This window comes from Ferrovibrio terrae, assembly GCF_943372915.1.
GTDB classification, from domain to species: Bacteria; Pseudomonadota; Alphaproteobacteria; order Ferrovibrionales; family Ferrovibrionaceae; genus Ferrovibrio; species Ferrovibrio terrae_A.
In genome coordinates, this window is sequence record NZ_CALSAN010000001.1 from 1 (window position 1) to 18,150 (window position 18,150).

Genomic DNA, 18,150 nt, shown 5'->3' on the forward strand with positions numbered 1-18,150 from the left:
CTTGCCGCTGGCGAGCATGCGATCGAGGAAGATGCTGCTCGCCTCGACTTCCATCTGCAGCATGCCCCAGCGGATGACCGCCAGATTCTTGGCCTGGGCCGCCTGCTTCTCCGGCTCGAATGCACCCAGCCGGTTTTCCACCATGTCGATGAACAGCTGGAATTCGCCCAGCTGGCCGATGAAGGTCTGGAAATCGGCATAGCGGTCAGTGATGCCGCTGCCACCAGCATAGCGCTTGGCAATGCCCATGGCCTGGCGCTCGACCTGCGCGATCATCGCCAGGGCTGCATCCCGGCCCGAAACTTTGTTTGTGGTCGCCTGCATGGCAGACCTCCCGTCACGACAAATCGCCGTGACCCCAGAGTAGAGAACAATCCCCGCGGCCGATATTACTTTCCGGGTAGAGTGTCCAAATGGTAATGCCTCGCATGACTATAGCGCGAACAACTGCCGCCTGCTGCAATGTCGAGGTTATGTCGAGAGTGCCCTCAGCCAGCTCCGCGCCAGGGTTATATCGGTGAAATAGCGGATAACGCGATCTTTCAGGCCCTGCCGCAGCACATTTTCCTGCAGCTTATTGGTTGTCGCCGCATTCTTCCGCACGATGGCAACATGCCGGCGATAGTCCGAGCCAATACGGCTGTACACAGCATCGATCCCGGCAATCGCAGCCGGTGTTGCAAGCCAGTCGGTGTAACGCATGTCGATCAGATAATCGTAATTCGGTGCATCGGCATGCTGCTCGACGAGGTTGGCATAGAAGGCGACAACCTCATCATCCGTTAACGCGCCAATATAGACGACCGTGATGATGCGCGTTGCTGCATCGATCTCATAGGCCAGATGCTCGCAGGTGGCAGACACGCGATTGCCGTCAGATATGGCCGTGCTTGTCGAGGAAAGTCTGCAATTGCTCCATCATCGGCCGCGTCATCGGATCGCTGCCGTTCAACATCAGCACCAGAGTCGGCCGGCTGACGCCCATGCGGCTGGCCAACTGATCGAGCGAGAAATTGGCATTGCGGCACACCTCGCTCACCGCGACGATGCCGTCGCGCTCGGCATAAAAGCGCCCCTCCATCTCGCGCACGCGGAATGGCGGCGGCGGCAGTCGTGGCGGTGCCTTGGGTTGCGCCGGGCGACGGGTACTGCCGCGATCCAGGCGCAAGGCCATGTCCTGCGGCCGCACGGCATCGCCGGTCGGTACCATGTAGCTGGCGGCATAGTCGGAGAAATCGGCCAGCGCCGGCGCCAGTTCAATCTGCGCCTTCAGCAGGTTTTCCACCGCGCGCAGCATCACATCACTCAATGGCGTCAGCTGATAGCGTTCGCCAAACTGGTCGTAATAGGCGGCGATATCGCCCAGGCGACTGAGCCGGCGCTGCAGGAATTCGCGGCTGCCCAGCGGCCAGGGCTTACGCGTCTCGCCGATGCGCACCAGGAAAATCTGCGTGGTGTCGACTTCGACAATGGTGATGCGCCAGCGGATATCGGCGAGATGGCGGGTCAGCGACTGCCGCTTGTCACCGTCAAAGCCCGGCAGGCGTTCCTCGACCAGATCGATGAAGACATAGAAATGGTCGACCTTCTCAATGAAGCGCTTGAAGTCGGTGAACTGGGCAGAGATTTCATAGCCATGACGATAGGCCTCGGCGATATCGAGGCCCTGCTTCTCGACCTGGGCCAGCAGGCGCAATGTTTCGCGCCGCAATCTGGCTGTCTCCACCGTCTGGGTCACAACACTACCTTTGACTGATTCTATCGCTTAATAAAGCAACATTAGCGATTTAGGTTGCATTAATCCATGTCAGATTCTATCAGAATCGACGCAAGCCAAGACATTAAGAATCAATAACTTAGGGAATCCCGCTGCCGGCAACCCTGCCGATCCGGCCTGTTTTCACGTCCGGATCGGCACCATGACACGGTGTACGGGTGCGGCCCAGCTCAAAGGCGGAAGAAACCAACCAGCTGCGCCAGCTGGCGCGCCTGTCCGGCGAGCGCCTGGGCCGAAGCCGAAGTCTCTTCCACCAGGGCGCCGTTGCGCTGGGTCATCTCGTCCATGCTGCCCACCGCGGTGTTGACCTGCTCCAGGCCGGTGGCCTGCTCGCGCGAGGCCGCCGCGATCTCGGCCACGATATCAGCCACCTTCTTGATGGCACCGACGATCTCGGTGAGCGACCCGCCGGTCTGGTTGACCAGGCTGGCGCCGGTCTTGACCTGGGTATTGGAGGCCTGGATCAGCGCCTTGATGTCCTTCGATGCATTGGCCGAGCGCTGCGCGAGCGCACGCACCTCCTGCGCCACGACAGCGAAGCCCTTGCCGGCTTCACCTGCCCTCGCAGCCTCAACGCTGGCGTTCAGCGCCAGCAGGTTGGTCTGGAAGGCGATCTCGTCGATCAGGCCGACAATGTCGCTGATCTTGCGGGCACTGTCCTCGATCTGGGTCACGGCGGTGACCGCCTCGGCGACCACGCTGCCGCCCTTTTGCGCCGTGTCGCGCGCAACAACCGCCAGCTGGTTGGCGGCCTGGGCGTTATCCGCATTCTGCTTCACTGTGGTGGTGATTTCGTGCATCGACGCGGCTGTCTCTTCAATTGAGGCGGCCTGTGATTCCGTGCGGCTGGCCAGATCCTGGCTGCCGGTGGAGATTTCCGCAGCCGCGGCATTGACCGCTTCCGCATTCTCCGACAGGCCGCGCACCACTTCACTGATGCGCTCGGCCATGCGGTTGGTCGCCTGCTGCAGTTCGGCGAACACGCCGGCATATCTGCCTTCGACGCGACCGCTGAGATCGCCATCGGCCAACCGCGCCAGCACACGGCCCAGTTCCTTCAGCGCCGCATCGGTGGTGGCGACCAGCGTGTTGACGCCATCGCCCAGACGCCGCATCACGCCCTCCATGTTGTCGACGGCGATGCGCGCACTCATGTCGCCTTCGGCAGCGGCGGCAACAATGGTGCCGATGGAGCGGTCCAGCTCGGCCTCCTGGGCCTGACGCTGCTCCTCGAAGGCCTGGCGCTGGCTGGCGCGTTCGGCCGACATGCGGCGGTTGTCCATCGCCTGCTCGCGGAATACCTGCACGGCCTTTGCCATCGCGCCCAGTTCATCGACGCGATCCTGCGCGGGAATCTCGCTGTCCAGATTGCCGGCGGCCAGCGTCTGCATGGCGCCGGTCATGGCTGCGATCGGACGAACCAGGCCGCGCGACAAGATCACGGCCACGGCACCGGTGGCGATCAGCGTGACCAGGGCCAGCAGCGACAGGATCAGCAATTCCTGGCGTTGCTGTGCGGCCTGTTTCTCGCGATCGGCAACGATCTCGACCACCGCAATTGGCTTACCGGAGAAGTTCTTCAGCGGCATGGCCAACGTGGCGCTGTCGCGGCCCTTCAGCCGGGTATGGCGCAGCACGGTTTCGCCATTCAGCGCGGCGCGGTATTCGGCCTCGCCGATGGTGGTCTTTTCGGCAAAGGTACTGGAATAGACACTGAGCTTGTCATCCGCCAGCAGGTGAATGGTGAGTTCGACATTGAGGCGGCGCTTCATGCGCTGGAGGAATTCCTCACCCAGCGCGATGCCGGTATCGACCACGCCGATCAGCTTGCCGTCCAGGCGCAACGGATGCGACGAGAACAGGCTGAGGGTTTCGCGGCCCGGTTCGATGCCGGTATGCGCCTTGCCGGTATCGATGGCCTGCTTCACCGTCTGGCGCCGGCTCAGCACATTGTCACCGAAATTGGCCGGCGAATGGGCGCGCAGGAAAGCCACACCGGTGGGGGTCTGGACAGTGATCAGGCCGATACCCTCGCGCTCGCGCACCGTCTTCATCGGCTCGGCCAGCAGGGCCAGGCCGGCCGCACGATCACCGCTCGCCACCGCTTCCTGCAGGGCGCGCAGGCCGCTCAACGCGCTGCTGACGCTCGACGCCGTGCGGCCTTCGAAATCGATCGCCTCCAGCACCGCGGCGTAATTCGCCAGCAGATCATCGCGCAGATCGCCCTCGGCGGTGCTCACCTGCTTGATGAACATGTAGCCGGCGATAACCGCGATGGCGGCGACGGTGATCCCGAGCATGGCGGCGATCAGCCGCGCCGCGATGGAGCGCTTCAACATTATGGTTTCCTCCCGGCAACATACAGTTGCAGGCAGGATTTCACAGGAAGCGTGCGGGCTTAACAATAGCCACGGGGGTATAGACCGCTCTTTTATTCCCTCTGTGGTTTTTGAATAGAAGACATCAGCAGGCGCGATACCGCACCAGGTCACGCTCCAGGCAGATGCGTAATTCACGAATACCCTCAGACCCGCCGATCACCCGCAGATGCCGCTGCTGCAGGCGGTCATGTCCGTGGGAATCATCGTTGGCGGCGACAACGGCAGCCATGAAGGCCTGCACCGACTGGCCCGGCCGCGGCTCGGGCAGGGTCAATCTGGTGGCGACCCCCACCTGGGCGGCAAAATACTCGGCCGGCGTGGCAAAATCGCTGCAGCTGCCATGCTTGGCCCATTCGCATTGCATCAGCCGCGGATCAGGTGAGCTGCACAGATGGCGGCGCAGCACCGCCTCGGGCACCGGCGCCACGGCCGCACAATATTGTGGCCAGCGCTGGCCGGCCCGCGGCTGCGCATATTGCGGCCACAGCCCGTGGATGATCCAGCCGAACTGGTTGTCGCGGCATTGCAGCGTGGCCCGCTTGGCCGCCGGGCTGGTGCAGAAAGCCGGCGACCAGCTGAAGCTCAGGATGTAATGGTCGAAATCGCCCTTGGTGCCGCGCGCCTCCTCGCGGCTCTGGTTCGGGCAGGGCGCGACGGTGATGCGCGAGGGCAGCCGGCATTGCTCCTGCGCCACCACCACGGATGCGGGCACCGGCGCGGCGAGCAGGATCAGCAGCAGGGCAAGCTTGCCTAAGACTTTCATCAGGGTCTAAAGATCACTGACCAGCCCCTGTCAGACAAGCCTCATGAAACCCGCCCAGATCGAGCATTTCTTCGCCACGCTGTCGGCCGCCAATCCTGAGCCGCAGACTGAGCTGAATTTTGTGAATGCCTATACCCTGCTGGTGGCCGTGGTGCTGTCGGCCCAGGCCACCGATGTGGGCGTGAACAAGGCGACCAAAGACCTGTTCAAGATCGTGACCACGCCGGCACAGATGCTGAAACTGGGCGAAGACGGTCTGAAACAGCACATCAAGACCATCGGGCTGTTCAATGCCAAGGCCAAGAATGTGATCGCCCTGTCGCAGATCCTGGTGGACAGGCATGGCGGCGATGTACCGCGCGACCGCGATGCGCTGCAGGCCCTGCCCGGCGTGGGCCGCAAGACCGCCAATGTAGTGCTGAACGTGCTGTGGGGCGAGCCGACGATTGCGGTGGATACGCATATCTTCCGGGTCGGCAACCGCACCGGCATGGCGAAGGGCAAGAACCCGCTGGAGGTGGAGCTCAAACTTGAAAAGGTGGTGCCGGCGAAATACCGCCAGCATGCCCATCACTGGCTGATCCTGCATGGCCGCTATATCTGCAAGGCGCGCAAACCCGACTGCTGGCGCTGCGTGGTGGCCGTCGACTGCAGCTTCAAGCCCAAGACCAGGGCCCCGGACGAAGCCTGACCATGCGCGTGATGTTTGACAGCAATGCCTATGACGCGATCCTGAAGCATGGCGATGCCGAACGGATTTCCGCACTCATTTCTGCCGACAAAATCAGCGTGATAACAACTCACATTCAGGAAGATGAAATAAGAAAGAATCCAGAAAAAGACGAGAGAGAAGCGTTGCTGAGTATTTTCTTTCGACTAACAACCAATCGGAAAAACACACCGTCTGCCCTTTGGGATTTATCAAAATGGGGAGAAAGTAGCTGGGCGGGCCCAGAGGAATCCTTTCGCCTGAGCGCAATACAAAGAAATCGTCCAACAAAATCGGAAGATGAGGTTCTGGGAACCGCAGCTGAGAAATACTGTGATGTGTTCGTTACTGAAGACAAAAAGTTTGCAGCACGCCTTACATCAGCTGCGCCACATATACGCGTGCTGACATACAGCGCCTTCCGTGCCGAATTTCTGACTTAGGAAACCGGCCGCGCCGGTGGCGGCGTGGTCTTCAGCAAGGCAGCCAGGCAGTCGCTGTCATCCACCGTCTGGCCCCGCACGCGGCTCAGCACCTGGGCATGGCTCACGCGCAGGCGTGCGGCGGCATCGTCGGGATAGAGGAACAGCAGCAGGGTGCAGCGCGGCACTTCGGACTGATACTGCCAGACCTCGCCCGGCGGCTCGCGTCGCAACGCGGTGGGTGTACCGAACAGGGCGCGCGCCTCGGCCTCGGTCTTGCGCACCACATCGGCACTGACGGCGCGGCGCGGCGCCTCATTGGGGCTTTGATGCACCAGTGACAGATCGAGCTCTTCACCGGGCATGACGCCGGTGGTGGTGGGGGCCGGCCGGCTGCCGCAGGCGACAAGCGCGAGCAGCAAAGGCAGGGCAAAAAGAATGCGCGGCGTTTTCACGCCGCGCAGCTTAAACGCAACGATATGATCAGGACAACTATTCGGCAGCAGCCGGCGAAGCCAGACGGCCACCCGCGGCCACGGTCTGCACCGTGCCGGAAATCTCGCCGCCACATTCGATCTCGACCTGGCCATAGGCGATCTCGCCCGAAACCTTGCCGGTGCCGCGGATCAGCAGGCGGCCGCGCACGCTGAGGCGGCCCTCGAAACGGCCACGGATTTCGGCTTCATCGACCTCGGCCGAGCCCTTGAACTGCCCGGTTTCGGTGATTTCGACAAACCGGCTCTCGGTCAGCTGGGCCTCGACGCGACCTTCCACCACCACCTTGTCGCAGGCGGTGATCTGGCCGGTGAGGCTGATTTCGCGGCCGATCAACAGCACCTTCGGCTCGGCATGATGTTCGGACTTGCCCGCCGGCGCGCCAGAGCCGCCAGCCTGCACCACAGTCTTGGGGGCCAGATCGACCGGGCGCTTGGCGATCTCGGGACGGAAGGTCGGGGTGGGCGGTGTAACTTCGGCCATAACGGTGGCTCCTGCGGTTGCTGTAACGGGGGCGGTGGCGGGCAGAACGGGTTTGCCGACGGCACGCAGGTGACTGGGCATCGGCGGCAATTCATCATCGATCGCCTTGATCGGAGCAGCAGCCAGTTCGGGCTGCTTCGGTTCGATCGGCATCAACTCGGCCTGTTTTGAGTCGCCCTGGGCAGGCGGTGCCGGCGGCATCATCGCGGCACTATCGGTGCTCGGCTTCTTGCGACCAAACATGGACGGTCTCCTCTGGTCCCCAACATGCGCCACCCGGCAGCCAACCCGCAATGCCGGAATTGATGGTCAGCCCGTCGCCCGCAACCGTTTGTAGACGTGAACCATGAAAGCAGTTGCCACAATCGGGACGAGAAAATTTACGAGAGGAATGGTTAACAGAAGGACAATAAGCACACCGCAGAGCCAGACATCGCCCCGCCGGCGACGACGCAGCAGATCAGCCTCACGCCTAGGCTGATAGCGAAACGCAACCGCCTCGAAATATTCCCGCCCGACCAGATAACCGTTCACCAGCAGCGACAGGCCATACAGCAGCGGCGGGAAGAACAGCAGAATGGCATAGAGCGGCAGCAGCACGATATTGACCACAAGAACGATGCCGAGAAAGCGCAGCGCCGCCCACAGCGCCGGTGCGGTGGCCACGGGACGGCCCGGCGCGTCAGTGGGGTAATAGCGTGCCTCGACGGCTGCCGCGATATCATCCAGGAAAAGGCTGATTGCCGCGGTCATGAGGGCGGGAAACAGCAACATCATGCCGATCAGCAAACCGAGGCTGGACAGGGCGCCGATCACCCAGTCGAGCCAGCCATAGCCGGTTTCCGGCACCACCAGCAGGCCGGCCCAGAGCCCGATGGCCAGCAGCACGAAGACCGTGGCGCTGACCAGCAGCGACTTGACCAGCACGCTGCGGAAGGCCGGGTCGGGCAGTTGCGCCAGGGCGCGTGTGAAGGCCGGTGCGATCATGCAGTGCCGTCTCGCGGATCGACCGGCACCTGGCCGCTGAGGCCGAAATCGGCTTCCAGCAGCGCCGAAAACGCCAGCAGCTCGGCTTCGCCGCGCGGCCGCGCCACGATCTGCAGCCCGACGGGCAGGCCGCTGCGGGTAAAGCCGCAGGGGATCGAAATCGCCGGCGTGCCGGTGATGGTGATGGCAAAGGTGAGCACCAGCCAGGAAATGTAGGTGTCGAACTTGCGGCCGGCGACCTCTTCCAGATAGCGCTTGCGGTGGTCGAAGGGCGGCGCCACGCAGGTGGGCAGCACCAGGAAATCGTGTTTCTCGAAGAAAGCGACGAGACGGTTGTAGATCAGGCCCTGGATACGCAGCGCATCGGCCTTCTCGATGCCGGTGAGCTTGAGCCCCTTCTCGGCATTCCAGATCACTTCCGGCTTCACCAGATCGGTCTTGTCCTTGATCTTGGGCCAGACGGTGACGGCGAAATTGGCGGCGCGCAGCGTCTGGAAACACTCCTCCGCGCCGCTGAAATCGGGCACATCCTCGCTGACGGCGGCGCCCAGACCGGCGATCCGCTTCACCGCCGCCTCGCACAGCGCCAGCACTTCAGGATCGACCGGCGACAGGCCCAGATCAGGCGTCCAGCCGACGCGGCAGCCGCCGGCGAAACGGCTCGGCAGCCGGCCGGTGACCATGGCGTGATCGACCACGGAGACATAGCTGCGCTCGGGCGCCGGCAGGCTGAGCGGATCGCGCGGATCGAGGCCGCTCATCGCATCCAGCATCAGCGCGGTATCGCCCACCGTGCGGCCCATCGGGCCATAGACCGACAGGGCATCGAACGGCAGGGCACGCGGCCCGAAGGCGACGCGGCCGGGCGACGGGCGCAGGCCGACCACGCCGGTAAAGCTGGCCGGGATGCGCAAGCTGCCGCCGAGATCGGAACCATCGGCCAGCCACACCTCGCCGGCTGCCAGCGCTGCGGCGGCGCCGCCCGATGACCCGGCCGGCGTGGTCGCCGTGTTCCACGGATTGGTGGTGGTGCCAAACACATCGTTGAAGGTCTGCGAGCCGGCGCCGAATTCGGGCGTGTTGGACTTGGCGATGATCAGCGCGCCATTGCTTTCCAGCCGTTCTACCGACCAGCCGGACTTGGTCGGCACATGATCGGCAAACACCCGGCTGCCCTGGGTGGACCGCACGCCGGCCACATCGACCAGATCCTTGGTGGCGATCGGCAGGCCGTAGAGATAGCCCGGCGGCGCCGGATCGGGCGGCACCAGTTTGGCCGCCAGCGCCCGGGCGCGATCCAGGCACAGCGTGGGCAGGGCATTGACCTTGGGTTCGACCTGGGCAATCCGGGCGGCGGCGGCATCGATCAGCTCGGCCGGCGTTACCTCGCGGGCCTTGAGGGCTGCCACGGCCTGGCGGGCGGTCATCTTAATCAACGCGTCCATATTTGCCTTCCTTCTGTCGAACCGGTAGAGAGTAACGAGAATCATCCGCTCCGGGAAAGCATCCTATGACCAAGCCCCGCAATAACGTGCTCGCCATCGGCAATGCCATTGTCGACGTGCTGGCCCGCGTCGACAACGCCTTCCTCGACGAGCATGGCATGCCCAAGGGCGGCATGACCCTGATCGATGGCGGCCGGGCCGAGCAGCTCTATGGTGCCATGGGTGAAACGGTGGAAGTGTCCGGCGGCTCGGCGGCCAACACCGCGGCGGGTATTGCCGCGCTGGGCGGCAGCGTGCAGTTCATCGGCCGGGTGCGCAACGACTCTCTTGGCGATGTGTTTGCCCGCGACATCAAGGCCATGGGCGTGCAGTACGACACCACGCCGGCCACTGACGGGCCATCCACCGCGCGCTGCCTGATCATGGTGACGCCGGATGCGCAGCGCACCATGAACACCTATCTCGGCGCCTCGATCGACCTAACGCCGGACGATATCGAAGCCGCGGCCGTGAATGCCGCCGAGATCACCTATCTGGAAGGGTATCTTTGGGACCAGCCGATGGCCAAGGAAGGCATGCGCAAGGCGATGCGTCTGGCGCATGATGCCGGTCGCAAGGTGGCGATGTCGCTGTCCGACAGTTTCTGCGTCGACCGTCATCGCGACGAGTTCCGCCATCTGGTCGAACACCATATCGACATCCTGTTCGCCAATGAGGCCGAGATCACCGCGCTGTACCAGGTGAAGGACTTCGACTCCGCTTTGCAGCACGTGCGCCATCATGTCGATGTGGCGGCGCTGACCCGTTCGGAGAAGGGCTCGGTGATCCTGGCCGGCGAGGAGGTGCATATCATCGACGCCGTGAAGGGCGTGCAGGTGATCGACACCACCGGCGCCGGCGATCTCTATGCCGCCGGTTTCCTCTATGGCTTCACCCATGATTTCGACCTGCATGCCGCTGGCCGGCTCGGCTCGCTCTGCGCCGCCGAGGTGATCGCCCATATCGGCCCCCGGCCGCAAAAGCCGCTCAAGCCCTTCGTCGCCGAAGCCCTGAAGGGCTGATCCTAAAAGGGCCGATCGACCGCCGCGGTCAGCACGTGGCGGTCATCCAGCCGTACCGAGGCACCAAACGCCGAGATGATGGCGTGGCCAGAGGTCGGCAGCGCGGCGCGGTTGGCGGAGACGTTGACCCGCATCACCACGTCATTCTGCGCCATCACATTGATCACCGTGGCCGGGCGGCCGTCCTTCAGGCGGCAGGTCACGCCCAGACCGCCATCGAACCAGTAGGCGACGAAGGGCTTGGTCACCTCGAAGCTGGTGCCGTCGGCGAAATCCATGGTGAAGCCGGGGCCGGAAATCAGCGTGATCCAGCGCGAGACATTGGGGAAGGACGAGAAGGGCCCATCTTTTTCGATCACCGCGCGGCTGATGCGCCAGCGGAATCCGGTGGTGTCCGCGCCCGGCGGATCGACCGCAATCTGGTAGGTGGTGCCGCCGCCATTCTTCCATGGCTGCGCATCCAGCGCCGACAGCGCGATCAGCGTGTTGGCATCGGCCGCAGACGTGCGCGGCGGTTCGGCACCGCCGGTGCGTGATTTGCCTAATTGATTTTTGTCAGGGCCCATTTGAATATCAGCTCTTCTGCCCCGGCCGATCCGGCCATAACGATCTGCTGCGTGCGGCGCACGTCGCCGCCACTGCCAAGATACACGCTGTCTTCCAGCCGCACCATGCCGCCCATGCCGCGCCAGCGCCAGCCCTGGCCGCTGGCGCTTTTCAGGATCACGGTATCGCCGCTGCCGATCAATGAGGCATGCATGCCGGGATGCAGATGCAGGCGCAGCACCGCTTCCACGGGCATGCCACCAGTCGCCGAGGCAGATGCTTCGGTGACGATTTCCTCGCCGCGGAGATCTTCTCCACCGGCCGAAAGGTAAAGCCGGCGGCGATACAACCGGTTGTAGGCGGTGCGCCAGCTGTCATGGTCGGCCTCGAACCAGATGGCGCCATCCTGCTCGTTGCGGGTGACCCGCACGGCCGCCGTCGCTGTCGGCTCGACATTGCCCAGGCAGAGGGTGGAATGGGCTGCCGCGCCGCTGAGGGCCGCCGCCCAGTTGCCGCCCGGCCGGCGCGCGGCACCGCAGTTCACGATCAGGCGATCCTTGCCCCAGCTGAACTCGAAGGCCAACAGCCCGCGATGCGGCTGGGTGCCAGACAGCACCGGTGGCAGCCCCCCCGCATCCAGCAGCAGCAGGGCGCGCTTGGCGGCGGCGCGCTCATAGCCGCTGAGCGTGGCGGAGGTGAGCGGCTTGCCCTTGGCCTCGGACAGATCAAGCACCAGGTCGATCTGCGCCGCGACCTCTTCCTCGGCACCATGGAACAGCGCCAGGCCGCCATCGCCGTGGCGGAAAAAGCGCAGCATCGGCGCCATGCGGTCCAGATGCGGCTGCAGCAGCGCGGCACGTTCGGGATCGACCGCGCGCAGGAAATGCCACAGCGCCACCACATCGCGCAGTACGCGATACAGCGCGGACGGATTGCGCGAGGCATGGCCGCCATCGGCAAAGACCTGCGCTGACAGCGCCGCATCGAGGGCGCGGATCGCCACTGTATCCTGCGCCGCGCCCAGTGCCTCCGCGCCATAGACCGCGCCAAGCGCAGCCTCGAAACGCGGCAGGCCTGGCGGTGCCATCTCCATGGCGCGTTTCAGATGCGCCGCATGACGGGCAATGCTGAGCAGGAAATCATGGCCGAAGGTGTCGTCGGCGCCATCGAGCAGGAAATGCGCCGCCAGCAGCCATTGGGTGAGGCGACGGCCGGCGATCTCGGGCTTCCAGGGCAGGCCATGGATCACCTGGGCATGCTTGGCGATCCAGTCGGCCACCAGGCTGCGGGCCATGCGACGGGCCATGTCGCCGCCCTGGGTGGCAAAATCGCGCAGCCAGACAAAGCCATGCAGACCGGCGGCCCAGGCGGCATGACTGACGGGATCGAGCCCAGCATCGGCGGCCGATAGCGACCAGGGCGCGGCATGCGGCGAGACAACCTCGGCGCCGGCAAACAGGAAACGGCCCTGGAACAGGCGGTCGGCATTGGACGCACTGCCGGGCCATGGATCATCGGGCAGCGCCGGCAGTTCAAGCGGGGCCTGGCGCGGCAGCGTCAGCGCATAAAACCGCGTGCCATGCCAGGCAGCCGCCACCCGACGCCGCAATCTTGCTCCGGGGGAATCCTGCAGCGATGCCGCAGTCACGTTATCTCACTTGGATGATTTTGCGCGCACCCGCGCAATATTCTCGGCATAGGCCGAGGGGCCGCCCTGGAAGGTGGCGGTGCCGGCCACCAGCACATCGGCGCCGGCATCGACCGCCAGCTGCGCCGTTTCGGCATTGATGCCGCCATCGACTTCGAGATCGATGGCGCGCCCCGAGGCATCGATCGCCCGACGCAGGATGCGGATCTTGTCGAGCTGGGTGTGGATGAACTTCTGCCCGCCGAAACCGGGATTGACGCTCATCACCAGCACCAGGTCGACCATGTCGAGCACGGCGAGGGCCGTTTCCACCGGAGTGCCGGGATTGAGCGACAGGCCGGCCTTCTTGCCCAGCGAGCGGATCAGCTGCAGCGTGCGATGCACATGCGGGCCGGCTTCCGGATGCACGGTGATGATATCGGCGCCGGCCTCGGCAAACTGCGGCACGAAGGCATCGACCGGCGAGATCATCAGATGCACGTCGAAGGGCTTTTTCGTGTGCTTGCGGAGCGCACCCACTACACTGGGGCCGATGGTCAGGTTCGGCACGAAATGGCCGTCCATGACATCGATATGGATGTAATCGGCGCCGGCCTTGTCGATGGCGGCGACCTCGGCACCCAGCTGGGCGAAGTCGGCCGAGAGGATCGAGGGGGCGATTCGGGTGGCTTGCTGCGGCATGGGGCAGGCTTAGCAAATTTGGGGGTCTACGCCAAGCAAGCGGGATCGCGGCATCCGGTCACAAACCACGGCGAATCCGGGCTTTTTATGGCCGAATCGCCTTTCCTCCCGGCCGGACGGGGGCTAGAACACGGCGATGTCCGACAACTCCGCCTTCCCCACCGTTCCTGTCATCACCTCGCGCCGCGTGGCCGCCAATCTGGTCGACATGGTGCTGGGCAAGGGCCGCGCGCTGGATGATGCGCTGCTCGATGGCAAAAGCGGCTTCCGCGACCTGAGCGAGCGCGATCGCGGCTTTGTCCGCCGCCTGGTCGCCACCACGCTGCGCCGCCGCGGCCAGATCGACGGTGTCCTGCGCAAGTTCCTCACCCTGTGGCCCAAGGGTCTGCCGCGCGAGGCCATGCGGCTGGGCGCCGCCGAACTGCTGTTCCTCGGCGCCCCGGCCCATGCGGCGGTCGATTCCGCCGTCGAACTGATGCATCCGGAACAGAAAAAGCCGCGCGGCCTGATCAACGCCGTGCTGCGCAAGGTGGCCACCGAGGGTGCGGCGATTGTGGCCGAGCAGGATGCCGCCAAAGCCAACACGCCGGACTGGCTGTGGCGCAGCTGGATCAATGCCTATGGCGAGGATACCGCACGCGACATCGCGCTGGCGCATCTGCAGGAAGCGCCGCTGGATATCAGCGTGAAAAGCGATGCCGCCGGCTGGGCGGCAAAGCTGGAGGCCGAAATCCTGCCGACCGGCAGCCTGCGCCGCATGGCCGCCGGTGGTGTCGAAACCCTGCCGGGCTTCAGCGATGGCGAATGGTGGGTGCAGGATGCGGCGGCCGCCCTGCCGGTGAAAATGCTGGGCGATGTGGCCGGCAAGCGCGTGGCCGATCTTTGCGCCGCACCCGGCGGCAAGACCGCACAGCTGGCCGCCCTGGGCGCCAGTGTCATGGCGGTCGACCGCTCGGAGCCGCGGCTGAAGCGATTGAAGGAAAACCTGAAGCGCCTGCATCTCAAAGTCGACGTGAGAACCGCCGAGATCGAACAGTGGCAGCCGGAGGAGAGCTTTGACGCCATCCTGCTGGATGCGCCCTGCTCGGCGACCGGCACGATCCGCCGCCATCCCGACCTGCCCTACCTGAAAGACGAAACCGATATCGCCAAGCTGGCCGACCTGCAGCGCCGGCTGATCGCCAAAAGCTGGAGCCTGCTGAAGCCCGGCGGCAAGCTGGTCTACTGCGTCTGTTCGCTGCAGCCCGAAGAGGCCGAATACCAGATCCGCCATCTGCTGGCGCTGCAGGGCGCCGAGCTGATTCCGGCCGATGCCGGCAAACTGCATCTGCCATCGGAAGCCGTGGCCCATGATGGCGCGCTGCGCACCCTGCCCTCCATGTGGTCGGGCCGCGGCGGCATGGACGGCTTCTTCGCCGTCTGTGTGCAGAAAACCTGACTTCCCGCGATCAGCCCTTGGGCGGCTCGACGATCAGGCCGACCAGGCGCCGCACCAGCGGAAACACGAAGAGCATGGTGGGGAAGGCCACGATCCAGGACAGGCCCCAGGCCTGCATCCATTTCTCGACCACGCCTGGCGTAAAGCCCACGCCATTGAAGGTCGAGATTCCCGAGACGATGAAGGTCATCAGGAAAGACAGCGCCAGCGGCATGGCGACCAGATTGTAACGGGCGGGGAGTTTCTTTTGCATCGGATATCCGGCTCGAGGGGGGCAGGCAATGTTTAGCGCATCGCCTGCCCTGCAGCCAGAGCCCGATCAATCGAGCAGCGTCTTCATCACCGCGTAGAGTTCTGCCTTGGCCTCGAAGCCGACGCCGGGAATCTGCGGCAAGCTGACATAGCTGTCATGCACCGCAATGCCATCGGCGAAACCACCGAAGGGTTTGAACACATCGGGATAGCTTTCGTTGCCGCCCAGATGCAGCCCGGCGGCAATGTTCAGCGACATCTGGTGACCGCCGTGCGGCACCACGCGCCGGCTTGACCAGCCATGCTCCTTCAGCACATCCAGCGTGCGCAGATATTCCACCAGGCCGTAAGACAGCGCGCAGTCGAACTGCAGGAAATCGCGGTCCTTGTTCATGCCGCCGAAACGGATCAGGTTGCGTGCATCCTGGTGTGAGAAGAGATTCTCGCCGGTCGCCATCGGCTTGTCGTAATGCCGGCCCAGCTCGGCCTGCAGCGCATAATCCAGCGGATCGCCCACTTCCTCGTACCAGTATAGATTATAGGGCCGGATGGCGTTGCCGTATTCGATCGCCGTCTTGATGTCGAAGCGGCCATTCACGTCGACGCAGAGATTCTGGCCGTCACCGACGATCTTGAGCACCGCCTCGATACGCTTGAGGTCATCGGCCAGCGGCTCGCCGCCGATCTTCATTTTCACGACGCGATAGCCGCGGTCGCGATAGCTTTTCATCTCGTCCTGCAGCGCCGTGAGATCCTTGCCGGGATAGTAATAGCCGCCGGCGGCATAGACCCAGACCTTGTCATCGGCGACACCGCCGCGATAGCGGTTGGCCAGCAGGCGCCACAGCGGCACGCCCTCGATCTTGGCCACCGCATCCCACACCGCCATGTCCAGCGTGCCGACCGCCACCGAGCGCTCGCCATGGCCGCCGGGCTTCTCGTTGCTCATCAGCGTCTTCCAGATCGCAAACGGGTCCAGGTTGTCATGCACGGTGTCGATCAGTGTGTCAGGCTTGGCTTCCGTCAGACGCGGCAGAAAGCGTTCGCGCATCAGCGCGCCCTGCCCGTAGCGGCCGTTGGAATTGAAGCCGAAGCCCACCACCGGCTTGCCGTCACGGATTACATCGGTGATCACGGCCACCACCGAGCAGGTCATCTTGGAGAAATCGATATAGGCATTGGCGATCGGCGAGGCGATCGAGACGGTTTTTTCGCGGACTTCAACGATACGCATGGCTAAATCCAGGCTCCTTCTGTGATGACGCCATCCTAGTCATGGACAGCGGGCCGCGGCCAATGCCAGATTCGGAATTGATTATTCCCCAATCGCATCACCCCGCGTAAGGACGGCACCGGACGGCTATGGAGTTCAACTGGCTCGAGGATTTCCTGGCGCTGGCCGAAGCGGGCAACTTTTCCCGCGCGGCCGAGGCCCGGCATATGACCCAGCCGGCCTTCAGCCGCCGCATCCGCGCACTGGAAGACTGGGCCGGCGTCATGCTGTTTGATCGCTCGGCCCAGCCGGTGCGGCTGACCGCGGCCGGCGAGCAGTTCCTGCCGGCCGTGCGCGACATGCTGCGGCGGCTGGCGCAGGCGCGCGACGAGGCACGCCAGGCCGAACAGGCGGAGACCGCCACGCTGATCTTTGCCGCCACCCAGGCGCTGTCGCTCACCTTCTTCCCCGACTGGCTGCGCGGCCTGGAGATCGCAGCCCGGCTCGGCGCCATCCGCCTGATGTCGGGCAGCATGCAGGCCGGCGAGGAAGCATTGCTGCAGGGCCAGAGCCAGTTCCTGCTCTGTCACGGCCACGATGCCGTGGCCAATCGCCTGCCGCCCGACCGCTTTCTGTATCGCCGCCTGGCGCAGGACCGGCTGCTGCCCGTCTGCGCACCGGATGGCGGTGGCAAACCCCGCCACGCGCTGGATGATGCATCGCAGGCCCTGCCCTATCTGGCCTATGCCGAGGATTCCGGGCTGGGCCGCATCGTCACTGCGATGCTGGGCCGGCGCGAAACCAGTCTGCCGCTGCGGGTGAGCTTCATCGCGCCGCAGGGCACGGTGCTGCGCGCCATGGCGCGCGATGGCCGCGGCATCGCCTGGCTGCCACAGAGCCTGATCGTTGATGATCTCGCGGCCAAGACCCTGGTGCCGGCCGGCAATGAGGCCTGGAGCATTCCGGTCGATATCCGACTGTACCGGCAGCGGGAGCGCGGCACGCGCATCGCCGAGGATTTCTGGTCAGCCGTGCAGGAAGCCTGACAGGCCAAATCCTTCCAGGCCATCCCATAACAGCTTGAGCGCCGTCACCACCAGCAGGCCGTAGCAGATGCGATACAGCTGGCGCTGGTTGAGCCGTTCATGCAGGCGCCAGCCGAGCCAGACGCCAAGCGGTGCGGCCGGCAGGCAGCAGGCCATCAGGATCCAGGTGCGGGCATCGGGCTGCGCCAGATACAGCCAGGGTCCGGCCTTCAGCGCATTGCCCACGGTGAAAAACAGACTCGTCGTGCCGGCATAGACCACTTTCGCCAGGCCCAGCGGCAGCAGATACATCGCCAGCGGTGGTCCGCCGGAATGCGCCACCATCGTGGTAATGCCGGCGGTGAAACCGGCCAGCAGGCCTTTCGCCGGTACGCGCGGCTGTTGCCGTACCTGGCCGCCGCTGCGGAACCACAGGCCGGCGAAGACCAGCGTGATCAGCGCCATCGCCACCTCGACGGCATGGCGGTTGAGGATACTCATCAGCCAGAAACCGCAGGCGATGCCGAGGGCTAGCATCGGCAGCAGCAGTTTGGCATCCGGCTTCGACCAGGTGCCGGGCCGCCAGTAGAAAAAGGCGACGATATCGATGGCGATGAACAGCGGTGCCAGCACGGCGCCGGCCGTGATCGGGTCCATCGCCAGCGAGAGCAGCGGAATGCCGACGATGGCAAAGCCGCCGCCAAAGGCGCCGCGCATGAAGGCGATCAGGAAAACGCCGGAGGCGGCGATGAGAAAGGGAAACAGATCAGGCAGCATGTTCCTTGTCACCCTCGGGCTTGACCCGAGGGTCCCATTTGTCCTGG

Annotated in this window: 20 protein-coding genes; 5 read left to right on the forward strand and 15 right to left on the reverse strand. The window is 64.4% G+C overall.

Annotated features, from left to right (window positions below):
- The 5 genes from AAG821_RS00005 to AAG821_RS00025 all read right to left on the reverse strand — a co-directional run.
- A partial coding sequence (locus AAG821_RS00005; protein ID WP_341916187.1) for a hypothetical protein occupies positions 1 to 324 on the reverse strand: 324 nt, incomplete at its 3' end.
- A gap of 147 nt (positions 325 to 471) precedes the next feature.
- On the reverse strand, positions 472 to 864 hold the full coding sequence (locus AAG821_RS00010) for an STAS/SEC14 domain-containing protein (protein WP_341909232.1): 393 nt from the start codon (positions 862 to 864) through the stop codon (positions 472 to 474).
- 10 nt (positions 865 to 874) lie between these two features.
- Entirely contained in the window at positions 875 to 1,738 is an 864-nt protein-coding gene (locus AAG821_RS00015) for a hypothetical protein (protein WP_341909230.1), read from the reverse strand.
- A gap of 209 nt (positions 1,739 to 1,947) precedes the next feature.
- Positions 1,948 to 4,116 (reverse strand): methyl-accepting chemotaxis protein, encoded by a 2,169-nt coding sequence (locus AAG821_RS00020; RefSeq protein ID WP_341909228.1) that lies wholly within the window; start codon positions 4,114 to 4,116, stop codon positions 1,948 to 1,950.
- A 124-nt stretch (positions 4,117 to 4,240) separates the two neighbouring features.
- Positions 4,241 to 4,921: a hypothetical protein gene (locus AAG821_RS00025; RefSeq protein ID WP_341909226.1), complete on the reverse strand. Its 681-nt coding sequence runs from the start codon at positions 4,919 to 4,921 to the stop codon at positions 4,241 to 4,243.
- Positions 4,922 to 4,964: 43 nt separating this feature from the next.
- On the opposite strand from AAG821_RS00025, the gene nth reads away from it, so the two are divergent.
- Both nth and AAG821_RS00035 read left to right on the forward strand, forming a co-directional pair.
- On the forward strand, positions 4,965 to 5,612 hold the full coding sequence (gene nth, locus AAG821_RS00030; protein WP_341909224.1) for an endonuclease III: 648 nt from the start codon (positions 4,965 to 4,967) through the stop codon (positions 5,610 to 5,612).
- A 2-nt stretch (positions 5,613 to 5,614) separates the two neighbouring features.
- Positions 5,615 to 6,073 (forward strand): hypothetical protein, encoded by a 459-nt coding sequence (locus tag AAG821_RS00035; protein WP_341909222.1) that lies wholly within the window; start codon positions 5,615 to 5,617, stop codon positions 6,071 to 6,073.
- Here the strand turns inward: AAG821_RS00035 and AAG821_RS00040 are convergent.
- The 4 genes from AAG821_RS00040 to AAG821_RS00055 all read right to left on the reverse strand — a co-directional run bounded on the left by AAG821_RS00040 (position 6,070) and on the right by AAG821_RS00055 (position 9,462).
- Positions 6,070 to 6,507 carry a hypothetical protein gene (locus tag AAG821_RS00040; RefSeq protein ID WP_341909219.1) on the reverse strand — a complete coding sequence of 146 codons (438 nt, stop codon included), beginning with the start codon at positions 6,505 to 6,507 and terminating at the stop codon, positions 6,070 to 6,072. The genes AAG821_RS00035 and AAG821_RS00040 overlap by 4 nt on opposite strands.
- A gap of 37 nt (positions 6,508 to 6,544) precedes the next feature.
- Entirely contained in the window at positions 6,545 to 7,273 is a 729-nt protein-coding gene (locus AAG821_RS00045) for a polymer-forming cytoskeletal protein (RefSeq protein WP_341909217.1), read from the reverse strand.
- Positions 7,274 to 7,339: 66 nt separating this feature from the next.
- Positions 7,340 to 8,017, reverse strand: coding sequence for an EI24 domain-containing protein (locus AAG821_RS00050; protein ID WP_341909215.1), 678 nt, complete (start codon positions 8,015 to 8,017; stop codon positions 7,340 to 7,342).
- Positions 8,014 to 9,462, reverse strand: coding sequence for an amidase family protein (locus tag AAG821_RS00055; protein WP_341909213.1), 1,449 nt, complete (start codon positions 9,460 to 9,462; stop codon positions 8,014 to 8,016). Before AAG821_RS00055 ends, AAG821_RS00050 begins: the two co-directional genes overlap by 4 nt.
- Before the next feature lie 65 nt (positions 9,463 to 9,527).
- Here AAG821_RS00055 and AAG821_RS00060 point away from each other — a divergent pair, with 65 nt between their 5' ends.
- Positions 9,528 to 10,523 carry an adenosine kinase gene (locus AAG821_RS00060; RefSeq protein WP_341909211.1) on the forward strand — a complete coding sequence of 332 codons (996 nt, stop codon included), beginning with the start codon at positions 9,528 to 9,530 and terminating at the stop codon, positions 10,521 to 10,523.
- Positions 10,524 to 10,525: 2 nt separating this feature from the next.
- Here AAG821_RS00060 and AAG821_RS00065 read toward each other — a convergent pair whose 3' ends face one another.
- The 3 genes from AAG821_RS00065 to rpe are packed head-to-tail and all read right to left on the reverse strand — an operon-like array spanning position 10,526 to position 13,398.
- Complete coding sequence (locus AAG821_RS00065; RefSeq protein WP_341909209.1) at positions 10,526 to 11,089, reverse strand: HutD family protein; 564 nt, start codon at positions 11,087 to 11,089, stop codon at positions 10,526 to 10,528.
- A complete protein-coding gene (locus AAG821_RS00070) occupies positions 11,065 to 12,666 on the reverse strand; it encodes a heparinase II/III family protein (protein ID WP_341909207.1) in 1,602 nt (533 codons plus the stop codon). Before AAG821_RS00070 ends, AAG821_RS00065 begins: the two co-directional genes overlap by 25 nt.
- A 57-nt stretch (positions 12,667 to 12,723) precedes the next feature.
- The gene (rpe, locus tag AAG821_RS00075) at positions 12,724 to 13,398 is read right to left on the reverse strand and encodes a ribulose-phosphate 3-epimerase (RefSeq protein ID WP_341909205.1); all 675 of its coding nucleotides are present in this window, start codon (positions 13,396 to 13,398) and stop codon (positions 12,724 to 12,726) included.
- Between the two features lie 136 nt (positions 13,399 to 13,534).
- On the opposite strand from rpe, the gene AAG821_RS00080 reads away from it, so the two are divergent.
- Positions 13,535 to 14,836, forward strand: a complete 1,302-nt coding sequence (locus AAG821_RS00080) for a transcription antitermination factor NusB (protein ID WP_341909203.1) — start codon at positions 13,535 to 13,537, stop codon at positions 14,834 to 14,836.
- Between the two features lie 10 nt (positions 14,837 to 14,846).
- Here AAG821_RS00080 and AAG821_RS00085 read toward each other — a convergent pair whose 3' ends face one another.
- Both AAG821_RS00085 and AAG821_RS00090 read right to left on the reverse strand, forming a co-directional pair.
- Positions 14,847 to 15,089 carry a DUF2798 domain-containing protein gene (locus AAG821_RS00085; RefSeq protein WP_341909201.1) on the reverse strand — a complete coding sequence of 81 codons (243 nt, stop codon included), beginning with the start codon at positions 15,087 to 15,089 and terminating at the stop codon, positions 14,847 to 14,849.
- Between the two features lie 66 nt (positions 15,090 to 15,155).
- On the reverse strand, positions 15,156 to 16,322 hold the full coding sequence (locus AAG821_RS00090; protein ID WP_341909200.1) for a mandelate racemase/muconate lactonizing enzyme family protein: 1,167 nt from the start codon (positions 16,320 to 16,322) through the stop codon (positions 15,156 to 15,158).
- Between the two features lie 128 nt (positions 16,323 to 16,450).
- Here AAG821_RS00090 and AAG821_RS00095 point away from each other — a divergent pair, with 128 nt between their 5' ends.
- Positions 16,451 to 17,347, forward strand: a complete 897-nt coding sequence (locus tag AAG821_RS00095) for a LysR family transcriptional regulator (RefSeq protein WP_341909198.1) — start codon at positions 16,451 to 16,453, stop codon at positions 17,345 to 17,347.
- Here the strand turns inward: AAG821_RS00095 and AAG821_RS00100 are convergent.
- Positions 17,327 to 18,103 (reverse strand): sulfite exporter TauE/SafE family protein, encoded by a 777-nt coding sequence (locus tag AAG821_RS00100; RefSeq protein ID WP_341909196.1) that lies wholly within the window; start codon positions 18,101 to 18,103, stop codon positions 17,327 to 17,329. The genes AAG821_RS00095 and AAG821_RS00100 overlap by 21 nt on opposite strands.
- Positions 18,104 to 18,150: the final 47 nt, after the last annotated feature.

Excerpts from the sequence above, each read along its gene's own strand:
- AAG821_RS00085 (WP_341909201.1), bottom strand. The coding sequence starts at position 15,089 with ATGCAAAAGAAACTCCCCGCCCGTTACAATCTGGTCGCCATGCCGCTG.
- AAG821_RS00055 (WP_341909213.1), bottom strand. The coding sequence starts at position 9,462 with ATGGACGCGTTGATTAAGATGACCGCCCGCCAGGCCGTGGCAGCCCTC.
- AAG821_RS00020 (WP_341909228.1), bottom strand. The coding sequence starts at position 4,116 with ATGTTGAAGCGCTCCATCGCGGCGCGGCTGATCGCCGCCATGCTCGGG.
- AAG821_RS00090 (WP_341909200.1), bottom strand. The coding sequence starts at position 16,322 with ATGCGTATCGTTGAAGTCCGCGAAAAAACCGTCTCGATCGCCTCGCCG.
- AAG821_RS00080 (WP_341909203.1), top strand. The coding sequence starts at position 13,535 with ATGTCCGACAACTCCGCCTTCCCCACCGTTCCTGTCATCACCTCGCGC.
- AAG821_RS00065 (WP_341909209.1), bottom strand. The coding sequence starts at position 11,089 with ATGGGCCCTGACAAAAATCAATTAGGCAAATCACGCACCGGCGGTGCC.
- rpe (WP_341909205.1), bottom strand. The coding sequence starts at position 13,398 with ATGCCGCAGCAAGCCACCCGAATCGCCCCCTCGATCCTCTCGGCCGAC.
- AAG821_RS00025 (WP_341909226.1), bottom strand. The coding sequence starts at position 4,921 with ATGAAAGTCTTAGGCAAGCTTGCCCTGCTGCTGATCCTGCTCGCCGCG.
- AAG821_RS00060 (WP_341909211.1), top strand. The coding sequence starts at position 9,528 with ATGACCAAGCCCCGCAATAACGTGCTCGCCATCGGCAATGCCATTGTC.
- AAG821_RS00045 (WP_341909217.1), bottom strand. The coding sequence starts at position 7,273 with ATGTTTGGTCGCAAGAAGCCGAGCACCGATAGTGCCGCGATGATGCCG.
- AAG821_RS00050 (WP_341909215.1), bottom strand. The coding sequence starts at position 8,017 with ATGATCGCACCGGCCTTCACACGCGCCCTGGCGCAACTGCCCGACCCG.
- AAG821_RS00035 (WP_341909222.1), top strand. The coding sequence starts at position 5,615 with ATGCGCGTGATGTTTGACAGCAATGCCTATGACGCGATCCTGAAGCAT.
- nth (WP_341909224.1), top strand. The coding sequence starts at position 4,965 with ATGAAACCCGCCCAGATCGAGCATTTCTTCGCCACGCTGTCGGCCGCC.
- AAG821_RS00095 (WP_341909198.1), top strand. The coding sequence starts at position 16,451 with ATGGAGTTCAACTGGCTCGAGGATTTCCTGGCGCTGGCCGAAGCGGGC.
- AAG821_RS00100 (WP_341909196.1), bottom strand. The coding sequence starts at position 18,103 with ATGCTGCCTGATCTGTTTCCCTTTCTCATCGCCGCCTCCGGCGTTTTC.